General features: G+C 67.8%; 21 protein-coding genes. 19 read left to right on the forward strand and 2 right to left on the reverse strand.

The window, feature by feature from the left end:
- Position 1 precedes the first annotated feature (1 nt).
- Positions 2–1009, reverse strand: coding sequence for an AAA family ATPase (locus tag EV191_RS25280; RefSeq protein ID WP_132880134.1), 1008 nt, complete (start codon positions 1007–1009; stop codon positions 2–4).
- 918 nt (positions 1010–1927) lie between these two features.
- On the opposite strand from EV191_RS25280, the gene mraZ reads away from it, so the two are divergent.
- The 19 genes from mraZ to EV191_RS25375 all read left to right on the forward strand — a co-directional run bounded on the left by mraZ (position 1928) and on the right by EV191_RS25375 (position 22701).
- Entirely contained in the window at positions 1928–2359 is a 432-nt protein-coding gene (gene mraZ / locus EV191_RS25285) for a division/cell wall cluster transcriptional repressor MraZ (RefSeq protein ID WP_132880039.1), read from the forward strand.
- A gap of 285 nt (positions 2360–2644) precedes the next feature.
- The gene (gene rsmH, locus EV191_RS25290; RefSeq protein WP_243659230.1) at positions 2645–3637 is read left to right on the forward strand and encodes a 16S rRNA (cytosine(1402)-N(4))-methyltransferase RsmH; all 993 of its coding nucleotides are present in this window, start codon (positions 2645–2647) and stop codon (positions 3635–3637) included.
- Positions 3638–3643: 6 nt separating this feature from the next.
- Positions 3644–4324, forward strand: a complete 681-nt coding sequence (gene ftsL, locus EV191_RS25295; RefSeq protein ID WP_132880042.1) for a cell division protein FtsL — start codon at positions 3644–3646, stop codon at positions 4322–4324.
- A gap of 24 nt (positions 4325–4348) precedes the next feature.
- Positions 4349–6271 (forward strand): peptidoglycan D,D-transpeptidase FtsI family protein, encoded by a 1923-nt coding sequence (locus EV191_RS25300; protein ID WP_132880044.1) that lies wholly within the window; start codon positions 4349–4351, stop codon positions 6269–6271.
- Positions 6272–6362: 91 nt separating this feature from the next.
- Positions 6363–7964 carry a UDP-N-acetylmuramoyl-L-alanyl-D-glutamate--2,6-diaminopimelate ligase gene (locus tag EV191_RS25305; protein ID WP_132880046.1) on the forward strand — a complete coding sequence of 534 codons (1602 nt, stop codon included), beginning with the start codon at positions 6363–6365 and terminating at the stop codon, positions 7962–7964.
- Positions 7961–9460 carry a UDP-N-acetylmuramoyl-tripeptide--D-alanyl-D-alanine ligase gene (locus tag EV191_RS25310; RefSeq protein WP_132880047.1) on the forward strand — a complete coding sequence of 500 codons (1500 nt, stop codon included), beginning with the start codon at positions 7961–7963 and terminating at the stop codon, positions 9458–9460. The genes EV191_RS25305 and EV191_RS25310 overlap by 4 nt, the downstream gene beginning before the upstream one ends.
- Positions 9457–10548, forward strand: coding sequence for a phospho-N-acetylmuramoyl-pentapeptide-transferase (mraY, locus tag EV191_RS25315; RefSeq protein WP_132880049.1), 1092 nt, complete (start codon positions 9457–9459; stop codon positions 10546–10548). Before EV191_RS25310 ends, mraY begins: the two co-directional genes overlap by 4 nt.
- Before the next feature lie 2 nt (positions 10549–10550).
- Positions 10551–12008 carry a UDP-N-acetylmuramoyl-L-alanine--D-glutamate ligase gene (gene murD / locus EV191_RS25320; protein ID WP_132880051.1) on the forward strand — a complete coding sequence of 486 codons (1458 nt, stop codon included), beginning with the start codon at positions 10551–10553 and terminating at the stop codon, positions 12006–12008.
- Positions 12009–12010: 2 nt separating this feature from the next.
- Positions 12011–13435 carry a putative lipid II flippase FtsW gene (ftsW, locus tag EV191_RS25325; RefSeq protein ID WP_424565504.1) on the forward strand — a complete coding sequence of 475 codons (1425 nt, stop codon included), beginning with the start codon at positions 12011–12013 and terminating at the stop codon, positions 13433–13435.
- A gap of 24 nt (positions 13436–13459) precedes the next feature.
- Positions 13460–14575 carry an undecaprenyldiphospho-muramoylpentapeptide beta-N-acetylglucosaminyltransferase gene (gene murG / locus EV191_RS25330; protein WP_132880053.1) on the forward strand — a complete coding sequence of 372 codons (1116 nt, stop codon included), beginning with the start codon at positions 13460–13462 and terminating at the stop codon, positions 14573–14575.
- Complete coding sequence (murC, locus tag EV191_RS25335) at positions 14572–16044, forward strand: UDP-N-acetylmuramate--L-alanine ligase (RefSeq protein WP_132880054.1); 1473 nt, start codon at positions 14572–14574, stop codon at positions 16042–16044. The genes murG and murC overlap by 4 nt, the downstream gene beginning before the upstream one ends.
- Positions 16041–16820, forward strand: a complete 780-nt coding sequence (locus tag EV191_RS25340; protein ID WP_132880056.1) for a cell division protein FtsQ/DivIB — start codon at positions 16041–16043, stop codon at positions 16818–16820. The genes murC and EV191_RS25340 overlap by 4 nt, the downstream gene beginning before the upstream one ends.
- 318 nt (positions 16821–17138) lie before the next feature.
- Positions 17139–18563, forward strand: coding sequence for a cell division protein FtsZ (ftsZ, locus tag EV191_RS25345; protein WP_132880057.1), 1425 nt, complete (start codon positions 17139–17141; stop codon positions 18561–18563).
- A gap of 70 nt (positions 18564–18633) precedes the next feature.
- Positions 18634–19341, forward strand: coding sequence for a peptidoglycan editing factor PgeF (pgeF, locus tag EV191_RS25350; protein WP_132880059.1), 708 nt, complete (start codon positions 18634–18636; stop codon positions 19339–19341).
- Entirely contained in the window at positions 19338–20069 is a 732-nt protein-coding gene (locus tag EV191_RS25355) for a YggS family pyridoxal phosphate-dependent enzyme (protein ID WP_132880061.1), read from the forward strand. The genes pgeF and EV191_RS25355 overlap by 4 nt, the downstream gene beginning before the upstream one ends.
- 118 nt (positions 20070–20187) lie before the next feature.
- Complete coding sequence (locus EV191_RS25360; protein WP_132880062.1) at positions 20188–20841, forward strand: cell division protein SepF; 654 nt, start codon at positions 20188–20190, stop codon at positions 20839–20841.
- Between the two features lie 20 nt (positions 20842–20861).
- A complete protein-coding gene (locus EV191_RS25365) occupies positions 20862–21146 on the forward strand; it encodes a YggT family protein (RefSeq protein WP_243659226.1) in 285 nt (94 codons plus the stop codon).
- 49 nt (positions 21147–21195) lie between these two features.
- Positions 21196–22059, forward strand: a complete 864-nt coding sequence (gene wag31, locus EV191_RS25370; protein WP_132880064.1) for a DivIVA-like cell division protein Wag31 — start codon at positions 21196–21198, stop codon at positions 22057–22059.
- A gap of 75 nt (positions 22060–22134) precedes the next feature.
- The gene (locus EV191_RS25375) at positions 22135–22701 is read left to right on the forward strand and encodes a hypothetical protein (RefSeq protein ID WP_132880065.1); all 567 of its coding nucleotides are present in this window, start codon (positions 22135–22137) and stop codon (positions 22699–22701) included.
- Here EV191_RS25375 and EV191_RS25380 read toward each other — a convergent pair.
- A complete protein-coding gene (locus tag EV191_RS25380) occupies positions 22689–24608 on the reverse strand; it encodes an FUSC family protein (RefSeq protein ID WP_132880067.1) in 1920 nt (639 codons plus the stop codon). The two genes, EV191_RS25375 and EV191_RS25380, sit on opposite strands and share 13 nt — an antisense overlap.
- Between the last annotated feature and the right edge of the window lie 91 nt (positions 24609–24699).

Below are 24699 nucleotides of genomic sequence, written 5' to 3' on the forward strand. Positions count from 1 at the left end.
GCTACCTCGGGCCTGGTCGCGGCGTGGCCGGTGCTGGACCCTGGCTGCCGTTGTCTCGGGCGCCATCGCGGTTGCCATGCGGTACCGGCACCCGCTGCAGCAGCGCGCGGATCACGTCCGCCGGGGTGCGCCGGGCCGCATGCGCCTCCGGCGCGAGCACGAGACGGTGCGCGAGAACGGGCTGGGCGATCTGCTGGATATCGTCCGGCACCACGTATTCCCGTCCGGCGAGCGCGGCTTGCGCGCGGGCGGCCCTGATCAGGTGCAGTGTCGCTCGAGGTGAGGCGCCGAGGCGCACCTCGGCCAGCTGCCTGGTCGCCGCGACGAGATCCACGGCGTATCGGCGTACCTCGGGCGAGACATGTACCTGACGGACCGCGTACATCAGGCCGCGGACGTGCTCCGCATCGGATACGGGTCGCAATTCGGCAAGCGGCTCGTGTCCGGAGTGCTCGTCGACCATCGCGAGTTCGGCCTGCGGGTCGGGATAGCCGATCGAGATCCGGGCGGTGAAGCGGTCGCGCTGAGCTTCGGGCAGCGCATAGGTGCCGTCCATCTCGATCGGGTTCTGGGTGGCGATCACCATGAATGGTGGGTGTAGCTGATAGGTCTCGGTGTCCACCGTGACCTGGTGCTCTTCCATGCACTCGAGCAGCGCGGACTGGGTCTTCGGGGAGGCCCGGTTGATCTCGTCACCCACGACGATATTGGCGAAAACCGGCCCGGCGCGAAATTCGAACTCGCCGGTGCGCCGGTTGTAGATCGACACGCCGGTGACATCGCTCGGCAGTAGATCCGGGGTGAACTGAACCCGGCTCACCGTGCAGTCGATGGACCGGGCCAGTGCCTTCGCCAGCAAGGTCTTGCCGACGCCCGGTACGTCCTCGAGTAGCAGATGGCCCTCGGAAAGCAAGGTGACCAGTGCGATCCGGACCACTTCTGGTTTGCCAACAACGACGCGCTCCACATTGCCGGCGATCCGGCGGGCGATCTCGTGTAGCTCGGCCATGCTCGCCGGGGAGACGTGCCGATCCTGGGTGTGGCCAGTCTGGGTATGGCCGGTCGGATTGTGATTGGTCGGATTGTGATTGGTCGGGGAGTAGCCGTCCGCCGGGACATGCTCGGTGGGGTAGCCGGGCTGCCCGATGCCGGCGTGCTGCGGGTCTACCCGCCCGCTCGTCGAGTGTGTCGGTGCGGGTCCGTGCAGCGGCACCGCTGCCTCGTAGGCATAGCCGCCCGCTGCGGCGGAAGTGCTATGCGACGTCACTCGACCTCCTGGGGTTCGCGCGGAACCGCGTGGTCATTATCGACCTGGCGGTCTGGTATTCGCTCGGACTGCACTGGTACTTGCTCGGATGACGTAGCGCCGTACTGGTCTCGGGGGACACCTGTTGGACACCGGGTGTCGGACAAACCGGAATCAGCTCGCGAACCTCCCACCGCAACACCGGAACGCCGGTCACATCTTCGCACCAAGTGTGTCAAACCTGAGCGAACCATCCGATAGCCGCCTGGGAGGTGTCTCACGGCGAGGGATGGTGCCGGCGCCCACGGTGCGCCGCTATCGGGTCCGCGCGGGCGTCCCACGTTGGCCCACACGTCGCCAGTCGGCTCCCCACCGCTCCCCACCAGCGTCGTCGATTCCGGTGTTTGTCGAGGTCAGTTCGCTCGTTCGGCGGCGAGTAGGCGGCCGTCCGGCGGCTTCGTGCCACCTACGCGAGTGATCTGGCGGACTTTCCGGTTCATTCCCCCCACCGTCCCCCACCTGCGGATCAACCAGCGTGACCTGCGTTGATGGTGTCGAACCCAGTTAAGAAACTCCTTCATGATGATTGACTGTGGACCGAAGTGGGGTACTGTGGCGGCAAGTGGGGCAGAAGGGGGTCCCATGGGCCGGTAGGTGGAGCCGGTGGGGAGGTGGATACCGATGTTCCTCGGTACGCACACCCCCAAGCTCGACGACAAGGGGCGGTTGACCTTGCCGGCGAAGTTTCGAGAGCCGCTCGCGGGGGGGCTGATGGTGACCAAAGGTCAGGATCACTGTCTGTATGTCTTTCCCCGGGCGGAGTTCGAGCAGATGGCCAGAAAGGTGGCGGAGGCACCGTTCACCAATGAGGCGGTCCGGGCCTACCAGCGGTACCTGTTCGCCGGCACGGATGAACAGCGGCCAGACGGGCAGGGACGGATCTCGATTGCCGCCGAATTGCGGAAGTACGCGGGACTGAACAAGGACTGCGTCGTGATCGGGGCGATCACCAGGTTGGAAATCTGGGATGCCGAACGGTGGCAGACGTACCTGGATGACCACGAGGAGGGGTACGCGCAGGCACAAGAGGAGGTACTTCCCGGCGTGTTCTGACGACGGCGGTGCCTACCCGCGCCGTCGGGGGGTGCGGGTGGCTCCGTACTCGACGGTCATCGGCACGCCGGAATGGGTGGATACCTCGGGTGGATATGGAGTGGGTGGATGCGGTGAGGCCTCGGTCCGCAAGTCCAGCCCTGGCGCACCTTCCCCGGCGCCAGGTTTGGCAGGCGGGCTGAGACCTGATCGCATCCGCGATCGAGTTACCGGCCGAGCGGTGGTCGGCCGGAGATGAATTGGATACGTGATGCGCGTCAGGAACCGAACGACACGGAAGGGGGGTTGGTCGTGCCCGAAGAAACGCACTCAGGGTCGCCACACCACGTTCCGGTGTTGGTCGACCGGATCCTCGCGCTGTTCGCGCCGGCGCTGACCGCGAGCGCGGAAGATGCCGCCGGCGCGACCCTCGTGGACGCGACGGTCGGCCTCGGCGGGCATGCCGACGCGTTGCTTACCGCGCACCCCGCGCTTCGCCTGATCGCGCTTGACCGGGACGCGGAGGCGTTGGAGTTCTCCCGGCACCGGTTGGCCAAGTATGGCGACCGGGTACATCTGGCGCATGCGGTCTACGACGAGCTTCCCGAGGTGCTCGCCGGTCTAGGACTGTCCCGAGTGGATGGTGTGTTGTTCGACCTCGGCGTGTCGTCCATGCAGTTGGACAGCACGGCCCGTGGTTTCGCCTACGCGTCGGATGCGCCGCTGGACATGCGGATGGATCCGAGTCGCGGGCAGACCGCCGCGGACGTGCTGAACGATTACTCCGCGGGTGAACTGACCCGGATTCTCCGGGACTTCGGCGAGGAGCGGTTCGCGGCGAAGATCGCGCGGGCGGTGGTGCGGGAACGCGAGCGCGCCCCGTTCGAGACCAGCGCGCGGCTCGTGCAACTGCTCTATGACACCGTTCCGGCGGCCAGCCGGCGCACCGGCGGACACCCGGCGAAGCGGACATTCCAAGCGTTGCGCGTCGAAGTCAACGGCGAGCTGGCGACTTTGCGCGCGGCGCTGCCAGCGGCGCTGGGGGCGTTGGCCGTAGGCGGCAGGGTGGTGATCGAGTCGTATCACTCACTCGAGGACCGGATGGTCAAGCGTGCCCTCGCGGAGCTCGCGACGTCGAGCGCGCCGCTGGACCTGCCGGTCGAACTGCCCGAGCACGCACCCCAACTGAAGTTGCTGACCAGGGGTGCCGAACAGGCGGGCGCGGACGAGGTCCAGCACAACCCGAGGGCGGCTTCGGTGCGCTTACGAGCGGCCGAACGAATTCGAGAGGCGGCGTGAGGTGAAATGACCGCTCCCACAAAGAGCCCGCGGCGGAGTACCCGGACTCGCTCGGCGCCCCGCGCGCCCGAGCGCCGTAAGCAGGAAACCGCGCCCGCGCGTACACCGCAGCGCGGTAACCGGTCCCGTTCCGCTGCGGCCGAGCGTGCGTACGCGCGCAGGGAACAGCGGATCGGTCGCTCGTCGACGGCGCGGCAGAAGGCGGCGGTACGTACCGGCAACGCCTCCCGTGCCTACTTCGTCGTGTTGATCATCGGTCTACTCGCAACCGGTGTGGCCGCGACGTTGTACTTCACCACGCAGGCGATCGCGGACTCCTACCGGTTGGAAACCGCGACCCAGGAGGCGAACGACCTGGCCGAGCGTGCCGAGATCCTGCAGCGGGACGTGACCCGCAAGGAGTCGCCGGCCGCGCTCGCCGAGCAGGCCCGCGAACTCGGCATGGTGCAGGGCGGTAACCCGGCGCGCATCGTGGTGGGGCCGGACGGCAAGGCGAAGGTGGTTGGCAAGCCGGAGCCCGCCTCCTCGGCATCCGCCAGCCAGGACAGCGGGGGCGGGGGTGGCACCGCGCTGGACCCTGAGCTCGCGCCGGAGCAGGCAGCAGGGCAGCAACAGTCCGAACACGCCCCACCGGGTACCGACAACGAACCCGATCAGCGGGGTGCCGAGGACACACGGCAGGAGTAGCGGCAGGGAGCAGGAGGGGACCTGATGGCACGAGCGCCGCAATCACCGGGCGGAAGGGCGAGACCCGGGTCCGCCGCGGGCGGCACCGGAGCGGTAGCCGCTAAGCGCGTCGGCGCGCAGAGCAAGCGCAATCCGCGGGTACGCTACGTGGTCACGCGAATCCTCCTGGTTTCCGCTCTGGTCGCGGCCGGGATCAAGCTGATCGAGGTCCAGGGGTTTCAGGCCGAAGCGCTGTCCGAACGCGCCGAGCGGCAGCGAACCACCGAAGTGGACATTCCAGCCGAGCGCGGGTCCATCATGGACAGAAACGGCGTCAAACTGGCCTTCAGTATGGAGGTCGTCACGCTGGCGTGGCGCCCCCAAGCGATGCGCGAACAGTGGGACAAGGAGGCGCGCACCGACCCGGAGGCGCCGGACTTCAACGAGCGCACCACCGAGATCGCCGATTACCTTGCCGAGGTACTCGGCGAGGCGATCGATCGGGACGAGATACTCGGAAAACTCCGCGAGGACACCACTTTCGTGTATCTCGTGGACAATGTCGAACCGACGAAGGCGCGCAAGATCACCGACCGGTTCCCCGAAATGGACACCGAGCAGCGCGCGCTGCGGGAGTACCCGGGTGGGCCGTTGGCGGCACATATCGTTGGTGCCGCGAACTGGCGCATGGACGACAAGGACGTTCGTAAGCACAATCTGCGCGGGCTCAGCGGGCTGGAAAGCGCCAGGGACAACGAGCTGTCCGGAACGCCTGGGCGCAAGTTGGTGGATACCGCCGAGGGGAACAGCAGCGTGGTGATTCCCGGTACCGAGCGGGATCTCCAGCCGGCCACCCCCGGCTCCGATATGGAGCTGACGATCGATTCGGACCTGCAGTACACCCTGCAGGATCAGCTCACCAGCTATGCGGAGAAGGCGCGGGCACGCAGTGCCAGCGCCGTGGTGATGGATGCCAAGACCGGCGAGGTCTACGCGCTCGCCAACGACAAGACCTTCGACCCGAACAACCTGGAAACCACGAACACGGACAACATGAACAATGTCGCCGTGACCACACCGTTCGAACCGGGTTCGGTAAACAAGGTCATTACGGCCGCGGCGGCGCTCGAGCACGACATCACGACCCCGGAAGACGTGCATCAGGTTCCCGGCTCGATGCGTATCGCCGACCATGTGGTGAGCGACGCGTGGAGTCACGGCACGCTGCCGATGACGACGACCGGAATCTTCGCCAAATCCTCGAATATTGGCACCTTGCAGCTTGCCCAGCAGGTCGGCGAGCAACGCTTCGCCGACCTGCTCGACAAGTTCGGCCTCGGCGAACGGACCGGTATCGGTCTGCCAGCCGAGAGCCCTGGATCGGTCCCGGCACAGAGTCAGTGGTCGGGCACTACCTTCGGCAACCTGCCCATCGGTCAGGGGCTGTCCATGACCGTGCTGCAGATGGCCGGGATGTACCAGGCGATCGCCAACGACGGGGTGCGTGTACCGCCGCGAATCGTGAAATCGACGATAGGCCCCGGTGGTGACCGGGAGGAGACCCCGGAACCCAAGGGCACTCGGGTCGTCAGCCCGGATACCGCGAAGACCGTACGCGATATGTTGCGCGCGGTAGTACAGGACGAACCCACGCCGAACAACGGAACCGCTCCGGCGGCATCGGTAGAGGGTTACCAGATCTCCGGGAAGACCGGCACGGCACAGCAGGTCGACCCGGCGACCGGAGCCTACAGCTCGGACAAGTACTGGATCACCTTCACCGGAATCCTGCCAGCGGATGACCCGCGGTTCGTCGTGGCGATCATGCTGGACCAGCCGGAAACCACCCTGCCGGAAGGCAGCTCGGCGGCGCCGCTTTTCCACGACATCGCGTCATATATGGCGCAGCGCTACCAGATTCCACTGTCCAAGAAGCCGAGCCCGACCGTGCCATTGGTACAGCAGTAGACCGTTCTTTGGCGCTTAGCAAAGCCGGTCACCGGGCGAAAGCGGTGCCCTACTCCAACCGGGTTTAGCCACGCCGGTAGCCTTGCCAGCCGTGCGAGCCAAGCTTGAGGGCAAGGCCGTCTCCGCCCCGCCCCGTCCAACCCGGATTGAACCGGTGCCCATCGGCACCCTGGTAGCTCGCGCGGATGCTCGGTTGGTGCCACCGGGGAACTCCGGCCAGGAAGCCAACTTCGGCCTGGAGGCCGTCGAGGAGCGCGTGACCGGCGCGACCCTGCGCGCTCAGCACGTACTGCCCGGAGATCTGTTCGCCGCCCTACCTGGCGCCAGGGCGCATGGCGCCGATTTCGCGGTGGATGCGCTTGCCGCGGGCGCGGCCGCGGTGCTGACCGATGAGGCGGGCGCCGCGCGCCCCGCTCTGCGGGACGCCGGCGTGCCCGTCCTGGTGCACCCCGACCCGCGCGGAGTACTCGGCGAGATCGCGGCGTGGATCTACGGTGAGCCCTCCTTGCGGCTCGCCGTGCTCGGAATCACCGGCACATCCGGTAAAACCACCACGACCTATCTGCTCGAGGCAGGGCTGCGGGCGGCCGGATATCCCACCGGGTTGATCGGCACCGTGGAGACGCTGATCGCCGGACAGCGACTGAACAGCGCGTTCACCACCCCCGAGGCGCCCGACCTGCAGGCCCTGTTCGCGGTCATGGTCGAGCAGGGCGTGAGCCACGTGCCGATGGAGGTATCCAGCCACGCGCTTGCCCTCGGCAGGGTCAACGGCACCCGGTTCGCGGTCGGTGGGTTCACCAACCTTTCGCAGGACCACCTGGATTTCCACGCCGATATGGCGGACTATTTCGGCGCCAAGGCGCTGCTCTTCGACGGCAGGTCCACCACCGAGGTGGTGTGCACCGATCAGGAATGGGGCACCCGACTCGTCCGGCCGCACACCATCACGGTGGCCACGACGCACGCGGCGGACTGGACGGCGAGCGATATCCGCAGCACCCCGAGCGGCAGCCAGCACTTCGTACTACATGGTCCGGATGGCTTCCGGCAGCCCGCCGAGCTGCCGCTGCCTGGCTCGTTCAACATCGCCAACGCGCTACTGGCCGCCGCGGCGCTGCACGAGGTTGCCGTGCCGGCCGAGGCGATCGTCGCCGGACTGGCCAGCGTCGCGGTGCCTGGCCGGATGGAACGAATCGACCTGGGCCAGGATTTCACCGCCGTGGTCGACTACGCGCATAAACCAGCCGCGGTCTCCGGTGGCTTGGACGCGATCAGGGCCCGCAGTTCCGGCCGGTTGATCGTCGTGCTCGGCTGTGGCGGGGACCGGGACACCGCGAAACGGCCGCAGATGGGCGAAGCCGCGGCGCGTCGCAGTGATCTGCTGATCGTCACCGACGACAATCCTCGCAGCGAGGACCCCGCCGAGATCCGGGCCGCGATGCTGGCCGGCGCCGAGTCGGTGCCGGCGGGTCAACGCGGTGAGGTGCTCGATATCGGGGACCGCAGAAGCGCGATTGCCATGGCGGTACGGCAGGCCGCGCAGGGCGATGTGGTGATCATCGCGGGGAAGGGGCACGAGACCGGTCAGGAGATCGCCGGCGTCGTGCACCCGTTCTCCGATCGGGACGAGTTGGAGGCCGTCATTAGGGCGCGGTTGGAACTGGACACTCCGGGTGAGGTGCGGGCATGAAGACGATGAGCCTCGCGGAGATCGCCCGCGCGGTCGGTGGCCGGCTGCATCGCGCGGATGGTACCGAGCTGGTCAGCGGCGGTGTCGAATTCGACTCCCGGGCGATCGGTGCCGGTGATCTGTTCGTCGCCATCCCGGGCGAACGGGTGGACGGACACGATTACGCGGCCGGCGCCGTTGCCGCCGGCGCCGTTGGGGTACTTGCCGCGCGCGAGGTGGACGCCCCAGCCGTGATCGTGCCGCCGCGGACGGGAGAGCACTCCAGCGCCTACGCGCTGGCCGGCGACAGCGATGGATCTGGCGCCGCGGTACTCGCTGCCTTCGGCGCGCTGGCCAGGCATGTGGTCGACGAACTGGGCGCCCACGAATCGCCGGGGCTCACCGTGGTCGGGCTCACCGGCTCGGCGGGCAAAACCACGACCAAGGACCTGCTCGCCCAGCTGCTCGGGCGGATCGGCCCCACCGTCGCGCCGCCGGGGTCGTTCAACAACGAACTCGGCCACCCGTGGACCGTGCTGCGTGCCGATGAACACACCAGGAACCTGGTGCTCGAGCTGTCCGCGCGCGGCTCGGGGCATATCGCGGAACTCTGCCGGATCGCCCCACCCCGGATCGGGGTGGTACTCAACGTCGGCACGTCGCACCTGGGCGAGTTCGGTTCCCGCGAGGGTATCGCCGCGGCAAAAGGTGAGCTGGTCGAGTCGCTTCCGGCCGCCGAGGACGGTGGTGTCGCGGTGCTGAACGCGGACGATCCGCTGGTCGCGGAGATGGCCGCGCGTACCGCCGCAAGGGTCGTGCTCTTCGGAGAGCATCCGGACGCGCGGGTACGGGCGACGGAACTCGAACTCGACGACGCGGCCCGACCCAGCTTTCTGCTGCATGCCGCCGGTGTCCACGCGCCGGTTCAGCTGCCGCTGCACGGCGCGCATCAGGTGGCCAACGCGCTCGCCGCCGCCGCCGTGGCACTCGAACTCGGGATGAGCGTGCCGGACACCGCGGCCGCGCTGTCCGCGGCGGCCCCGGTGTCCGGCAAGAGAATGCAGGTCAGCACCAGGGCGGATGGGGTCACGCTGATCAATGACGCGTACAACGCGAGCCCGGAGGCGGTGCGTTCGGCGTTGAAATCGCTTGCCACGATGTCGCGTGCGGGCGAGGGCCGACGTTCCTGGGCCGTGCTCGGCCCGATGAGCGAGCTCGGTGACCAGGCGGCGGAGGTACACGACGAGATCGGCCGGCTCGCCGTGCGGTTGGACATCAATCGCCTGGTAGTGGTCGGCGAGCAGGCAAAGCCACTGCATCAAGGGGCCTGTCTGGAAGGTTCATGGGGAGAGGAGTCGGTGCTGGTGCCGGACGTGGACGCGGCCGTGCGGCTGCTCGCCGAGCAGCTGCGGCCGGGGGACGTGGTGCTGGTCAAGGGCGCGAACGCGTTCGCGCTGTGGCGGATCGCCGATGCGCTGCTCGCCGAGCCGACGTCGATCGGTGGTGCGGCTAGATGAAGAACATCATGTTCGCCGCCGCGGCGGCACTAGTGGTGTCCATCCTGTTCACGCCGTATCTGATTCGGCTGTTCTCTCGCCAGGGCTTCGGGCAGGAGATCAGGGAAGAGGGACCACAGGGGCATGCCTCCAAGCGCGGCACCCCCACCATGGGCGGCGTCGCGATCATCGTCGCGATGTGGGTCGGGTACCTCACCGCGCATCTGATCGGCGGTCTCACCTCGGAGGATTCGCAGCCACCCACCGCATCCGGCTTGCTGGTGCTGTTCCTGACCACCGGGCTGGGCATCGTCGGGTTCCTCGATGACTTCATCAAGATCCGTCGGCAGCGCAACCTGGGGCTGAACAAGACCGCGAAGATGGTCGGCCAGCTCGTGGTCGCCGTGACCTTCGCGATTCTGGCGCTGCAGTTTAAGAATGACCGCGGGCTGGCGCCGGCCTCGGTGAACCTGTCCTTCGTCCGGGATATCTCACTGATCTCGTTCGGCACCATCGGGTTCATCGTGGTCTGCTACGTCATCGTGTCCGGCTGGTCGAACGCGGTGAACTTCACTGACGGCCTGGACGGACTGGCCGGTGGCGCGGCCGCGATGGTGCTCGGTTCGTATGTGGTGATCAGCTTCTGGCAGTTCCGCTACGACTGCGCCAACCCCAATCCGCAGCTCGGCTGCTACGACGTGCGAGATCCGCTGGACCTGGCGTTGGTCGCCGCCGCGGCCATGGGCGCCTGTATCGGGTTCCTCTGGTGGAACGCGGCGCCCGCGAAGATCTTCATGGGGGACACCGGTTCGCTCGCGCTCGGTGGCCTGGTCGCCGGCCTGTCGATGCTGACCCGGACCGAACTGCTGATGATCGTGATCGCCGGTCTGTTCATGGTCGAGATGATGTCGGTGGTGCTGCAGATCGGGGTGTTCCGGACGACCCGCCGACGATTGTTCCGGATGGCGCCGTTCCATCATCATTTCGAACTGGCCGGCTGGGCGGAAACCACGGTGATCATCCGGTTCTGGCTGCTTTCGGCGATCTGTTGTGGCTTCGGCCTCGTGCTGTTCTATAGCGAGTGGCTCGCCGCGGTAGGTGGCGCGTGACGATGCGCGCTGGCCTGGGGCTGGCCGGTAGACGGGTACTGGTGGCCGGGGCCGGGGTATCCGGGCGCTCGGCAGCCGCGGCGCTGCACCAACTCGGCGCCGTGGTGACGGTGACCGACGCCAGCGCCGAGCGCCTCGACGAGCTGGCTGAACTGGCGGCTGGCGGCGTCGAGTTGTGTCCCGGGTTGACCGCGCCGCCGAGCGATACCGACCTGGTGGTGACCAGTCCTGGGTGGCGCCCCGATTCGCCCGTGCTGGTTGCGGCGGCGCGGGCGGGTATCGAGGTGATCGGCGAGGTCGAGCTGGCACTACGGCTGGCCGCCGCATCGCCGACACCGCCGAGCTGGCTGGCGGTGACCGGGACGAACGGCAAAACCACCACCGTCGGCATGCTGGCCGCCATCCTGCGCGCCGCCGGCGTGGACGCCGCGGCCTGCGGCAATATCGGCCTGCCGGTGATCGACGCGGTACTCGGTGGGCATGCCGTGCTTGCCGTCGAGCTGTCCAGCTTCCAGTTGCACTGGCAGCGTTCGCTGCGGGCGCACGCGGCGGTCGTGTTGAACGTGGCTGAGGATCACCTGGACTGGCACGGCACCCTCGAGGCCTACGCGGCCGATAAGGGTGCCATCTACGCGGGCGCGCGCTACCGGCTGATCAACCTGGACGAGCCCTACTCGGTGCGGCTGGCCGAGCTGGCGGACGGCGAACCGGTCGGCTACACGGTTGGTGTGCCCGCGGCGGGACAGTTGGGCGTCCAGGACGATCAGCTGCTCGATCGCGCCTTCCGCGACGGTGCGGACACCGAAGGCGCGGGCACCGTACTGGCCGAAGTGGCCGACGTGCGCCCCGTTGGGCCGCACAACCTGTCCAACGCGCTGGCCGCCGCGGCTCTCGCGCGTGCCTACGGTGTCCAACCGAGCGCCGTCAGGGACGGCCTCCGCGCCTACCAGCCGGAGGCGCACCGGGCGGTGTTGATCGCCGAGCGGGACGGGGTCCGCTACATCGACGACTCGAAAGCCACCAATCCACACGCGGCCGCGAGTTCACTCAGCGCGCATGACGGGGTGGTCTGGATCGCTGGCGGGCAACTCAAGGGTGCCTCGGTCGACGCGCTTGTCGCCGAAGTCGCCAGTCGGCTACACGGTGTAGTCGTGTTGGGTGTGGATCGCGGCACGATTGCCGCAGCCGTTGCGCGACACGCGCCCGATGTGCCGGTCCACACGGTCGATCCGGGTGACGATGAGGCCATGACTGCGGCAGTAGGCGCGGCCCGCGCTATGACCCGTCCTGGTGACGTGGTACTGCTCGCGCCAGCGGGAGCCTCCTTCGACATGTTTCGTAGCTACGGCGACCGGGGCGCGAAGTTCGTTGCGGCGGTACACGCGCAGCTGGGGATATCCGAACACGGGGATGAGCACGCCCCGGACGAGCCAGTACGGGGTGGAAGGGCAGGGTCGTGACCATCACGTCCCGAGCGGACGGGCGTGACCAGAGCGGCGAGGACGAGTCGGGTGGCCGGAAGGCGCGGCGTTCGAAGGCGAAGCGCGACCGCTCCAAGAGGTCCTGGCTGATCGCGATACGTACCGCGCTGACCGCGTGGCTCGGCCGCCCGCTGGCCTCGTTTCACCTGATCATGGCGATCTGTGGGTTGCTGGCCGGGCTCGGCCTGATCATGGTGCTTTCCGCCTCGTCGGTCTCCTCGTATGACGGGGACGGTTCCTCGGTGTACGCGCTGTTCGGCAAGCAGGCGATGTTCGTCGGTATCGGTGCCGTGCTGTTCTGGTTCGGCGTGCGGATCCCGTTGCCCCGCATCCGGCGGCTCAGCGGCCCGGGCATGCTTGTCGTCGTCGTGCTGCTGATCGCGGTGCTCACACCGCTCGGCACCTTCGTCTACGGGGCGCGGCGCCAACTGGACCTGGGGCCGTTGTCCGTTCAGCCGGTGGAGCTGGCCAAGCTCGGCCTGGCGCTGTGGGGCGCGCATGTGCTGATCTCCAAACAGGCGATGTTGCACCGGTGGCGCCATCTGCTCGTCCCGGTCGTCCCGGTCGCGCTGCTGCTGTTCGGTCTGGTGATGATGCAACCCGACCTAGGCAGTACGGTCAGCCTCGGCGTGGTACTGATCGCGCTGCTCTGGTTCGTCGGCGCGGCCGGTCGACTATTCGCCACGATCTTCCTCGCCGCGCTGGGCGGCATCGTGGTGCTCGCGTTGGGTGAGCAGTACCGACTGGCCAGGATCGTCAGCTTCCTGAATCCGGATACCGCGGACCCCGCGGCGCGTTATCAGGCCGATCAGGCACAGTTCGCGCTCGCCGACGGTGGACTGTTCGGCCAGGGCCTCGGGCAGGGCGGTTCCAAGTGGAACTACCTGCCGAACGTGCATCACGACTTCATCTTCGCCCTGATCGGCGAGGAGCTGGGCTTTGTCGGTTCGATGGTGGTGCTCGGGCTGTACGCGGCACTGGCGATCGTCGGGCTGCGGATCGCGCTGCGCAACGTGGACCCATGGATCCGGGTGGTCGCCGGTACGCTGACCGTCTGGCTGGTCTCGCAGGCCGCGATCAACATCGGCTACGTGGTCGGCCTACTGCCGGTCACTGGTATCCCGCTGCCACTGATTTCGTATGGTGGCACCTCGGTAGCGGTCACCATGCTGGTGTTCGGGATCCTGGCGAACTGCGCGCGACATGAGCCGGAATCGGTCGCCGCGCTGCGCTCGCAGGGCCCCGGTCGGTTCGGCAAGCTCCTGCGGCTGCCCGCGCCGGAGCCGTACCGACCGCCACCCGAGCGCCGCAAGGCACCCCGGCGGTCGCCCGCGCCCGCCGGTAACCGCACACCGCCGGCCAGGTCGAAGACCGGGGGAGGGCACGGCCGGCGGCCGCGTCGATGAGGACAGGCAACGCACAACAGGAGGATCGCGGTGAGTAACCACTCCGACGCCCCCGCGCGCCAGGGGCCCTGCGTCGTGGTGGCAGGAGGTGGTACGGCTGGGCATATCGAGCCCGCGCTCGCGCTCGCGGACGCGGTTCGCCGGCAGCGTCCCGACGCCAGGGTGATCGCGCTCGGTACCGAGCGCGGACTGGAGAGCCAGCTGGTACCCACCAGGGGTTATCCGCTCGAGCTGATCCCGCCTGTGCCGATGCCCCGCAAGCCCACCCCAGAGCTACTGCGCCTGCCGCTGCGGGTGCGCGATTCGGTCCGGCGCACCCGTGAGGTGCTCGACCGGGTCGGCGCCGATGTGGTCGTCGGATTCGGCGGGTACGTATCGCTGCCCGCCTACCTTGCCGCGCGGGGCCGGACGCCGATCGTGGTGCACGAGGCGAACGCGAAGGCGGGGCTGGCCAACAAGATCGGCGCGCGGTTCGCCAGTAAGGTGGCCGCCGCGACGCCCGACAGCGGACTGCCCGGCGCACAGGTGATCGGCATCCCACTGCGCGAGTCAATCACCACATTGGACCGCGCGGCGCTGCGCGCCGAAGCGCGTGAACACTTTGGACTCGATCCGCAAGCGCCGACCTTGCTGGTATTTGGTGGTTCGCAGGGAGCTCGCTCGCTGAACACCGCGGTATCCGGCGCGGCCAAGGAGCTGGCCGCGGCCGGGATCGGTGTACTGCACGCGCATGGCCCCAAGAACACGCTGGCGGTGCAGGAGTTCGCCGGGCCGGCTTATGTACCTGTGCCCTACCTGGAGCGGATGGATCTCGCCTACGCCGCCGCCGACGCCGTGGTGTGCCGCAGCGGCGCGATGACGGTGGCCGAGATCGCCGCCGTCGGGTTGCCCGCGGTATTCGTACCGCTGCCGCACGGCAATGGTGAACAGGAACTCAACGCGCGTCCGGTGGTGGACGCGGGAGGTGCGCTGCTGGTCGCCGACGCACAGTTGAGTACGGACTATGTGGCGGACCGGGTGGTGCGGCTGCTGACCGACGAGGCGGCGCGGCTGGCGATGTCCGAGGCCGCGCAGGGCATTGGTCATCGGGAAGCGGACAGCGTGTTGGCCGAGATGGTGCTGGATGTGGCGGGAAAATGAGCGACGCGGATGACCGGTCCGGGCCGGCGGCTGGAGGAGCGATAGTGCCTGGTTCGCTGGAACGGGTGCACCTGATTGGTATTGGCGGCGCCGGGATGAGCGGTATCGCGCGGATCCTGCTTGCCAGGGGCCATGCCGTTTCGGGTTCGGATGCCAAGGACTCCAGGGCGTTTCTGACGTTGCGCGCGCAGGGGGCGCGGATCGAAGTCGGCCAGCGTGCGGAAAACCTCGAACTGCTGGACGCCGAACCAACCGCGGTCGTGGTCTCCACCGCGATCAAGGAAAGTAACCCGGAGCTGCTTGCCGCGCGCGCCAAGGGATTGCCGGTGCTGCACCGGGCGCAGGCGTTGGCTGAACTGATGATCGGACACCGGGTCGCCTGCATCGCGGGCACGCACGGCAAAACCTCCACCACCTCGATGCTGACCGTGGCGCTGCAGCACTGCGGTATGGATCCGTCGTTCGCGATCGGCGGCGATCTCAACGAATCGGGTGCCAACGCGCACCATGGCACGGGTGGGGTGTTCGTCGCCGAAGCCGATGAGAGTGACGGCTCGTTCCTGGCTTTCCAGCCTTCGGTGGCGGTGGTGACCAATGTGGAGGCCGACCATCTCGACCACCATGGCACCAGCGAGGCCTATGTCGCGGTGTTCGACGATTTCGTGCGTCGAGTGCGACCGGATGGCGTGCTGATCGTCTGTGCCGACGATCCGGGCGCGGTGGCCCTGGCCGAGCGGGTGCACGGGGTGCGTGTTCGCTACTACGGGCGCTCGGCGACGGGTTCCTCGGACGCAACGGTGCTTGACTACCGGCCAAGCGGTACTGGTGGGGTAGTCACCGTGGCGCTCGAGGGCGCGGAGTTCGCGGTGCGAACCTCGGTGGTCGGCGAACATATGGCGGGTAACGCGATCGCCGCGCTGCTTGCTGGACTGGAACTCGGCGCGCCAAGGGAAGCGTTGCTGGACGGGCTCGCCGCCTTCGGTGGGGTGCGGCGGCGCTTCGAGTTCAAGGGGCGCAGTGTCGGTACCCCGCAAGGAGTGCGGGTCTATGACGACTACGCGCATCACCCGACCGAGGTGGCCGCGCAGTTGCGCGCGGTGCGCGAGGCCGCCCGCCCAGGCAGGGTGATCGTGGTCTTCCAGCCGCACCTGTACTCGCGTACCCGCGCCTTCGCCACTGAGTTCGGCACGGCCCTCGGCCTGGCCGACGAAGTCGTCGTGCTGGACGTCTACGGCGCGCGCGAGGAACCGGAACCGGGGATCAGCGGCGCGCTGATCGCCGAAGCGGTGCCGCTGCCGGCCGAACACGTGCACTACGAGCCCGCCTTCGATCGGGTTCCCGGACTGGTTGCGGATCTGGCCGCGGACGGCGATCTGGTGGTCACCATGGGCGCCGGGGACGTCACCATGCTCGGCCCCGAGGTGATCGTCGAACTGGACCGGCGTGCGGAAGGGGCCCCGCAGGGATGACCACGACGCGGCGCGCGACGAGCAGGGCGCGAGCTCGCCGTGCTCGGTATGAGCGCCAGCGCGAGCGGGTCAACCGGTCGGACCGACATCCGAAACTGCCGAGCAGGCGCAGGGCACACGCGCGCCGTTGGGTGGCGCTCCTCGTCCTGCTCGGGGTACTCGGGGTGGCGTACCTGCTGCTGTTTTCCGGCGTGCTTGGGGTGCGTTCGGTGGAGGTCGACGGCACCACGGGGTTGTCCAAGCACGAGGTCCGGGCGGCGGCCGAGGTGCCGATGGGACAGCCGATGTTGCGAGTGGACACCGACGAGCTGGCCACCCGAGTGGTGGACAAACTGCCGAGGGCGGCGACCGCGGAAGTCTCCCGATCCTGGCCGAGCACGCTGCAGATCCAGGTCACCGAACGGGTGCCGATCGCCATTTTCGAAGCCGACGACGGTCCCCGGTTGGTGGACAAGCACAGCGTCGCGTTCAAACCGGCTGGCGACGTGCCCAAGGGGCTGCCGCGGCTGGAGTTGGACGCGGTGTCTCCCGAAGACAGGATCAGCACAGCCGTCATCAAATCCCTGCGGTCGATGCCGGAAGGGCTACGCGGGAAAGTGACATCCATGACCGCCGACACACCCGGCAGCGTGGAGTTCCGGTTGGCCGACGGAAAGCTTGTGCGCTGGGGTAACGCCGCCGACGGGGAGCGTAAGGCCGCGGTACTCGCCGCATTGCTGCAACAGCGGGGGAAGATCTTCGATGTATCCAGTCCCGAGCTGCCCACCGTGTCCTGAGCCGTCGACCGAGCCGAACCGAGACGTGCGCCGACCGGGTCGCTGGTGTGCCGTCAGTGGGACGCGGACCAGGGGATATTACTCGGTGGCATCGGGGCTAACGAGGGGCCCGGCGAACAACCGCCAGGTGAGCGGAAATTAATCTCCCCTTGCCGACACGCGGCGTGGCTGCTGGACCATGGCAGTCAGGATGCCTACCGTCCAGCAGAACGTTGGTAGTTGACATAACTCTAACCCTCTGGTTGAGGTTTAGGTTACGCGTTCGGTGTCGACCACACAACGGTGCAGTCAGTACCCATGATCAGGAAGGCGGATCCGATGACGCCCCCGCACAACTACCTCGCGGTGATCAAGGTCGTCGGTATCGGCGGCGGCGGGGTCAACGCCGTGAACCGGATGATCGAGGTCGGCCTGAAAGGTGTCGAGTTCATCGCGGTGAACACGGATGCGCAGGCCCTGTTGATGTCCGACGCGGACGTCAAACTGGACATCGGTCGGGAACTGACCAGGGGACTTGGCGCGGGCGCCGCGCCGAGCGTCGGGCAGAAGGCCGCCGAGGACCACCGTGACGAGATCGAGGAAGTCCTCAAGGGCGCCGACATGGTGTTCGTGACCGCCGGCGAAGGCGGTGGCACCGGGACCGGCGGAGCGCCCGTGGTGGCGCAGATCGCGCGCAAGCTCGGCGCGCTCACCATCGGCGTCGTCACCCGCCCGTTCTCGTTCGAGGGCAAACGTCGCGGGCAGCAGGCTGAGGACGGAATCCAGGAGCTGCGAAACGAGTGCGACACGCTGATCGTGATTCCCAACGACCGGCTGCTGCAGCTCGGCGATATCAGCGTCTCGCTGATGGACGCGTTCCGCTCCGCGGACGAGGTGCTGCTCTCCGGTGTGCAGGGCATCACCGATCTGATCACCACTCCCGGGCTGATCAACCTGGACTTCGCGGATGTGAAGAGCGTGATGTCCGGCGCGGGCAGCGCGCTGATGGGCATCGGCTCATCCAGGGGCGAGGGACGTGCCGTGCAAGCGGCCGAGAAGGCGATCAACTCGCCACTACTCGAGGCTTCCATGGACGGCGCGCATGGCGCGCTGCTGTCCATCGCCGGCGGATCCGATCTCGGCCTTTTCGAGATCAATGAGGCCGCCTCGCTGGTACAGGAGTCGGCGCATCCGGAAGCCAACATCATTTTCGGCACGGTGATCGATGACTCGCTCGGTGACGAGGTTCGGGTCACGGTGATCGCGGCCGGATTCGATGGCGGGACGCCCACGCACAAGAAGCTGGACCCGACGACGGTCGGTTCGCGGGGTGCCGCGACGGCTTCTGCCGAAGCGGGGCAGGTCGGCGGCGCGGCGGATGGGAGCGGTGCCGCGGCGCAGTCCGCGGGGGCGCAATATCCCGCACAGCCCAACGAACCGGCGGGTGGCCCGCAGCAGTCGGCAGCTCCCGCGACGGGTACCGGCCCCGGGGCCGGAGCGTCGAACCCGATGGGCGGCCCGATTGGTAACGGTGCCGCCGGTAATGGGCACGGCGGCAACGGATACGGCGGTAATGGGCTGGCGGGTAACGGACAGGCTCCGGTCACGCATGGTCCGGTAGGTGGCCCCCCACAGCCAGGGGCGACCCATCGTGGTGTTCCCGGTGAGCGTGGTCACCAGGGAAACCTGCCTGCCAGGGCCGTACCGGTCACCGAGGACCCCGGCGACGACGAGGTTGACGTCCCACCGTTTATGCGCCGCTGAGTTCGCACGTAGCAGAATGCGAGGGTGAGGCCCGAAAACGGTTCGGGCGGCACAACCGGTGAGGTGCAGGGTGCGAGTTCGGCGAGTAATAACCACGCGCGATGGGGGAGCCTCGCGAGCGCCCTACGACTCGTTCAACCTTGGCGACCACGTCGGCGACGAGTCCGCCGCCGTCGGCACCAATCGCGCACGGCTGACCAGCGAGCTTGGCCTCGGCGCGGATCGCGTGGTGTGGATGGAACAGGTGCACGGCCGTACCGCCAGCGTGGTCAGCGGCCCGCGATCCGGGCCGGTACCGGCAACCGATGCGCTGGTCACGGCGCAGCCGGGGTTGGCGGTGGCGGCACTGGTCGCCGACTGTGTGCCGGTCCTACTCGCGGATCCGGTCGCAGGCGTCGTCGCGGCCGCACATGCCGGCAGGGTCGGTGCCAGGGTCGGGGTGGTACCCGCGGCGCTCGCCGCGATGCGCACCGCCGGTGCGGAGCTGGCCAGAGTGGAGGCACTGCTCGGCCCGTCCATCTGCGGTGCCTGCTACGAGGTGCCCGCCGAGATGCGCGATGACGTGGAGGCGCGACTACCAGGCAGTGGCTGCACGACCCGGAATGGATCGCCAGGGCTGGACCTGCGAGCTGGCCTGTGGCACGAGCTCACCGCCGCCGGAGTGGCCAAGATCGGCGTGGATCCGCGCTGCACGCTCGAGGAGCGCAGCCTGTTCAGCCACCGCCGAGAGGGCACCACCGGCCGATTCGCGGCGGTGACCTGGGTCGAGGCGGCGTGACCGAACAGCGCAAAGCCGAGCTGGCCGAAGCGCTCGCCGAAGTCCGTGCGCGGATCGAGCGAGCCTGTGTACGCGCCGGCCGGTCACCGAGCGAGGTACGCATGCTCGCGGTCACCAAGACCTTTCCGGCCAGCGACGCCGCATTGCTCGCCGATCTCGGCGTCACCGATCTCGCGGAGAACAAGGTGCAGGAGGCCGCCGGCAAAGCGGCTGAAGTGGGGAGCCTGCGACCGGACGCGACGGTGCGCTGGCATCTGGTGGGGCAGCTGCAGCGGAACAAGGCCCGGTCGGTGGCGCGCTGGGCAGCGGAAGTGCAGACGGTCGACTCCACGCGGGTGGCCGGCGCGCTGGACAGGGCGGTGCGGTCGGCCCGGGAGAGCGGCGAACGGACCGGCCCGCTGGATGTTCTGGTGCAGCTGAGCCTGGACGACGATCCGGCGCGTGGCGGCTGCCCGGCCGCCGAACTTCCCGAAGTGATCGACAACATCACTCGTTCGAGTGAAATGTCGTTCCGTGGCCTGATGGCCGTGGCCCCGCTTGGTGTGTCACCCGATTCAGCGTTCGAACGGCTCGCGGAGATTGCTGCGCGTATTCGTCATGATCATCCCGAAGCGACCGAGTTGTCCGCTGGGATGAGCGGTGATCTCGACGAAGCCATCGCGCATGGGGCGACATGCGTGCGTGTCGGAACCGCATTGCTCGGTGGCCGACGGTTAACCTCCGGATAGCAAAATCACCCGGTAGGTCCAGCCGTGCGATTCGGCGGCGGGAGTTCCGGGTGGGATCGGGGAGTGAGGGAGCCGGCTCACGGCGCGGGGTCCTTCTCGGCAGTCGCGGAGGAATGGCATGAGCGCACTACAGAAGCTGAAGGCGTACTTCGGCATGGTGCCGGCGGACGAGGACGACTACGGCCCCGAAGACGATTACCGCGGCGATTACCGAGACGGTTACCGGGACGACGACTACTACTACGACGACGAGTATGACGATCTTCCGGAACGTCCAGGGCGGTCTCGGCGCGGTTTTGACGGGGCACGTAGCGGATTTCGGTCCGACGATCTAGACGATGACTACGAGCCGACGCCGCGGGGTGGCGGTGGTCGGGGTGGTAGCCGACCGATGCCGGCGGTGCAGGGGGCGCTGGCGATGGACTCACGGCCGGAGCCGGTTGCCCGGCTGCGGTCGGTCCCAGAGAACGCCCGGCAGTCGAGCAGTTACCCAATGGGAAGGATCACCACGCTGCACCCATCGAGTTTCCAGGAAGCTCGTACCATCGGGGAGAACTACCGGGAAGGTACCCCGGTGATCATGAATCTCACAGATTTGGACGATGCCGACGCGCGTCGGCTGGTCGATTTCGCGGCGGGACTCGTGTTCGCCATGCGCGGCTCGATGGACAAGGTCACCAACAAGGTGTTCTTGCTCTCACCGCCGGATATTGACGTCACCGCGGAAGACACCCGGCGTATTGCTGAGGGTGGGTTGTTTCACCGTGGCTGACAGATGGCAGAGTAGTAGGCGTGGATCCGGTCTTGATCGCGGTGTACTACCTGCTATTCGCGTTCTGGCTGCTACTCACGGCACGTGTCGTGGTTGAGCTGGTTCGTGCGTTTTCGCGTGAGTGGCGTCCCGCCGGAGGGGTTGCGGTGACGCTGGAGACCATCTACACAGTGACCGACCCACCCGTCCGGTTAGTCCGTCGGTTGATTCCGATGGTTCGGATTGGCGGCGTCGGACTGGACTTATCGATTATGGTGCTGCTGTTGGTTGTGTTCATACTGATGCAACTGGCATATCCCGGGTGATCGGGGCTCCCGGGTGCCCGCAGAGCCATGGAGTGCGTGAGGTGATCTGATGTCGTTGACCCCCGCTGACGTACATAACGTCGCGTTCAGCAAGCCTCCTATTGGCAAGCGGGGCTACAACGAGGACGAGGTAGATGCCTTCCTCGACCTGGTTGAGACGGAACTAGCTCGACTGATCGAGGAGAACAACGACCTGCGGCAGCAGGTTGAGCAACTGGACGCGCAGCTGGAGACGGCGCGTTCGGACCTCGACAGCGCGCGGTCCAGCGCGAGCAGTTCGAGTGCGAGTCTGACGCCGCCCCGGGCGGCCGAGGAACCGCGTCGACTAGCCCCGGTGCCGCCACCCAGCGCGTTGGAGCAGACCGCGGGTGGAGCGGATGGCGGTGACCACCATGTGCAGGCCGCGAAGGTGCTTGGCCTGGCGCAGGAGATGGCCGATCGGTTGACCGGTGAGGCCAAGGCCGAAGCCGACGGCATGGTGACCGAGGCGCGGACGAAGGCCGAACAACTGCTTTCGGACGCGCGGTCCAAGTCGGACTCGATGGTGAACGAGGCACGTACGCGTGCCGAGACCATGCTCAATGACGCGCGTACCCGTGCCGAGACGCTCGATCGGCAGGCCCGCGAGAAGGCCACCAGCTTGGAGCGCGAAGCGCAGCGCAAGCACAACGAAGTGATGAGCACGATCAACGCGGAGAAGACCAGCCTCGAGAAGAAGATCGAGAAGCTGCGGACATTCGAACGCGAGTACCGGACGAGGCTGAAGGGCTTCCTGGAGGCCCAGTTGCGCGAACTCAGCGACCGGGGGTCGGCGGCACCGTCGTCACCGCCGTCGAACGAGGAGGGGCATTCCGCCTCGGCGTCATCCGGTCAGGGGTATTCGTTCGGCCCGCGTGCCGCGGAGGCAGGCTGAGCTAACCTGCAGTAGATTGGTCCTGATCCGGCACGGGGATGCCGGATCAGGACTACTGCTGCACGGGAAGCCAATTTGCTCTACATCGTTCTCCTCCTTGCGCTTGCCGCGCTAGGTCTACTGGTTGCCGCGATCGTTCTCGCGGAGACCCTGTGGGCCTGGATTTCGATCGGCGTGAGTGTCCTCGCGGCGATCTTGTTGTTGACGGACCTGATTCGGCAGCGCAAGAAGCGTGCCGAGCGGGCTGCCGCTGAGGAATCGGCGGCTGGCGCGGCAACAGCCGACGCCAACGAGGCCGACAGTCCGGACGCGGGTCCCGAGGACGACGGTGCCGGTTCGGTCGATGAGGCCTCGACCGAACCGCCGGCGGAGGAAGCCACCGACGCCGCCGATCTGTTGATCGTCTCCGAACTCGATATCGAGGTCCGGGTCGTTGACGAGTATCCCCGATACCACCTGGTCAGTTGTCGCTGGTTGATCGACCGCGACACGATTTCGGTCGCCATAGCCGAGGCCCGTGACCTCGGGTTCACCCCGTGTGCGTTGTGCACTCCGGACGCCACGATCGCCACTCACCACCGGGAAGGCAACGGCGCGGACGCGGCCCAAGCCGACACCGCTGGACGAAGTCAGGAATCCTGAGCCGGCGCGAGTAGCTCCTCGGCCGCGTTGCTTGACCGCAGCACGTCCACGACCAGAACAGTCGCCAGCAGATCGTGCTCCGCGTCCAACGCGGAGCCAGGATTGGTCGGCAGGTTCCCGAGCGAGTCGCCCTCGGACCGGTTGTCCAGACGACCCCGTTCCGTGCCGGGCGCGCGTAGCGTCGCCGCGGACCAGTTCAGCCATGGCAGGAGCGGTGCGGGTACGCCGTCGACGAGCAGCGTGGCACAGACGTTGTGTACCCCCCACAAGCCGTCGGCGAGTCGCGTCAGTGCCTGCTCGGTTGCTTCGGGTGGCTGGGCACCGCCTGGCTCGAACGCGGTGAGTTGCTGTTGCGCGAGGCTGGCCGCACGGTACCGAGCGCTGAGTTCGCGAGAATCCGGCTGCCCGGACGGCCGGTCGGCCACCTGGTCCAGTAGCGCGCTTGTCGCGGCGCGGGCCGACCGCACCCGCTCCGCGACACTTGGCGGCCGGACTCCCGGGATCGCGGCAAAGCCGAACAGCAGGCCGATCGCCACGGCCAATGCGATCAGCAGCAAGTACTCGATCAGCAGTTCCCGCGGGTCCAGCTGCCGCGTCGTCGCGTTCATACCCACGGCCATCAGCACGATGCACCCGTTGAACACGGTCGGCGCGGTGCGCATCACGGAGGCGCCGAGCAGTACCGCCACCAGCGCGACGGGCAACAGCGCGGATTCGGGTAGCAGCCAGAGCACGAGACCGAGCAGCACCGCGCCACCCACCGAGCCGAGCACCCGCTGTCGCGCTTTGCTGAGGCTGTCCCGCCAACTCGGCTGCATCACCGCGAAGGTGGTCAGCAGGAACGAGATGGTCAGTGGATCGCCCGGATGCAGGCGGGCGACCGCCAGGGCAAGGCAGACCCCCAGCGCGCAGCGCACCGCGTGGCGCAGTTGTGCCGAGCGCCAGGACAGCGTGCCGCGCAGCGTCGACCTCAGCAGGTCCGCGCCCTGGCGTCGGGGTGGTCGCACCCGGCCGGTGGCGCGCTCGGTGCTGGCGGCGTGCACGCGGTCCAATGCGGCCCACAGTTCGGTGAGCAGGTCGACTGCGCCCGCGGGCATCGGCGGCTGCTCGGCCCGTGCTACCTCGGGGGCCGAACCAGCGGCGGCCGGGGCCCGCACGTGCTCGGCGAGCCGCGCCGCTTCGGCCGAGGCCGCCCGCAGCGTGGTGCTAACCCGCTTGGCTTCGGTGCTGGTCAGTACACGCGTCTGGGTGCGGAGTAGGCCACGCACCGAGTGATAGCGCAGGGCCGCGCCGAGCACCTGGCCGGTCCAGCGCGGCGGCCGGTCGCCAAACCACAGACGGCCGGCCCGTTCGATGGCGTCGGTCGGGGCGCCTACTGGTTGCTCGCCGGCCGGCGCGTCCTGCTCACTGGCGAGCAGATCGGCGATGGCGGTACGGGTTGGCTTGCTCGGATCGCGTGCCCCGGCGAGCAGGCGGACCACGATCGCGAGGCCGACCGCGAGCGCCGGCGCTGCGAGTAACTGGCCGATGCTGGCCGCCCCGGTCAACTGGTAGCCGTAACTGAACAGTGCTGCCATGCCCAGGCCGAGACCGACGGTCACATATCGACTACCGAAGGCGGGCAGCAGCCCGGCACCGAAGATGATCACAGTGAGCAGCGCGATCGCGCCAACCACGGTGATCTCGGCAAGCAGCCGGGGTGCGGTGGCGGCCAGGATCAGCGTCGGGCCGAACCGGGCGAGCAGGCGCAGATCAGCATGTAGCGATCCACCGAACGCCGCCAGCATGCAGAACATCGCGCACAACGCCGCGAGTACGGCCGCGTTACCGAGGCCGAGTAGCACTCCGAGCCCGCTGATCCCGCCGATGACCACGATGAGCAGGACTGGTGTCAGCAGTGCTTTCATGACCGCGCCCACGTCGACATGACGGTCAATGTAAACGCGGTTGAGCCGGCCCGCTAACCTGGAGTGATACGGCGTTGATCCGGCGATCACC

The organism is Tamaricihabitans halophyticus (genome assembly GCF_004340875.1).
GTDB lineage: Bacteria > Actinomycetota > Actinomycetes > Mycobacteriales > Pseudonocardiaceae > Tamaricihabitans > Tamaricihabitans halophyticus.

Bases quoted from the DNA above. Each gene is read 5' to 3' on its own strand.
- ftsL (WP_132880042.1), top strand. From the start codon at position 3,644: ATGACCGCTCCCACAAAGAGCCCGCGGCGGAGTACCCGGACTCGCTCG.
- wag31 (WP_132880064.1), top strand. From the start codon at position 21,196: ATGTCGTTGACCCCCGCTGACGTACATAACGTCGCGTTCAGCAAGCCT.
- mraY (WP_132880049.1), top strand. From the start codon at position 9,457: ATGAAGAACATCATGTTCGCCGCCGCGGCGGCACTAGTGGTGTCCATC.
- EV191_RS25380 (WP_132880067.1), bottom strand. From the start codon at position 24,608: ATGAAAGCACTGCTGACACCAGTCCTGCTCATCGTGGTCATCGGCGGG.
- EV191_RS25280 (WP_132880134.1), bottom strand. From the start codon at position 1,009: ATGGCCGAGCTACACGAGATCGCCCGCCGGATCGCCGGCAATGTGGAG.
- EV191_RS25360 (WP_132880062.1), top strand. From the start codon at position 20,188: ATGAGCGCACTACAGAAGCTGAAGGCGTACTTCGGCATGGTGCCGGCG.
- ftsZ (WP_132880057.1), top strand. From the start codon at position 17,139: ATGACGCCCCCGCACAACTACCTCGCGGTGATCAAGGTCGTCGGTATC.
- EV191_RS25310 (WP_132880047.1), top strand. From the start codon at position 7,961: ATGAAGACGATGAGCCTCGCGGAGATCGCCCGCGCGGTCGGTGGCCGG.
- mraZ (WP_132880039.1), top strand. From the start codon at position 1,928: ATGTTCCTCGGTACGCACACCCCCAAGCTCGACGACAAGGGGCGGTTG.
- murC (WP_132880054.1), top strand. From the start codon at position 14,572: ATGAGCGACGCGGATGACCGGTCCGGGCCGGCGGCTGGAGGAGCGATA.
- EV191_RS25300 (WP_132880044.1), top strand. From the start codon at position 4,349: ATGGCACGAGCGCCGCAATCACCGGGCGGAAGGGCGAGACCCGGGTCC.
- EV191_RS25340 (WP_132880056.1), top strand. From the start codon at position 16,041: ATGACCACGACGCGGCGCGCGACGAGCAGGGCGCGAGCTCGCCGTGCT.
- murD (WP_132880051.1), top strand. From the start codon at position 10,551: ATGCGCGCTGGCCTGGGGCTGGCCGGTAGACGGGTACTGGTGGCCGGG.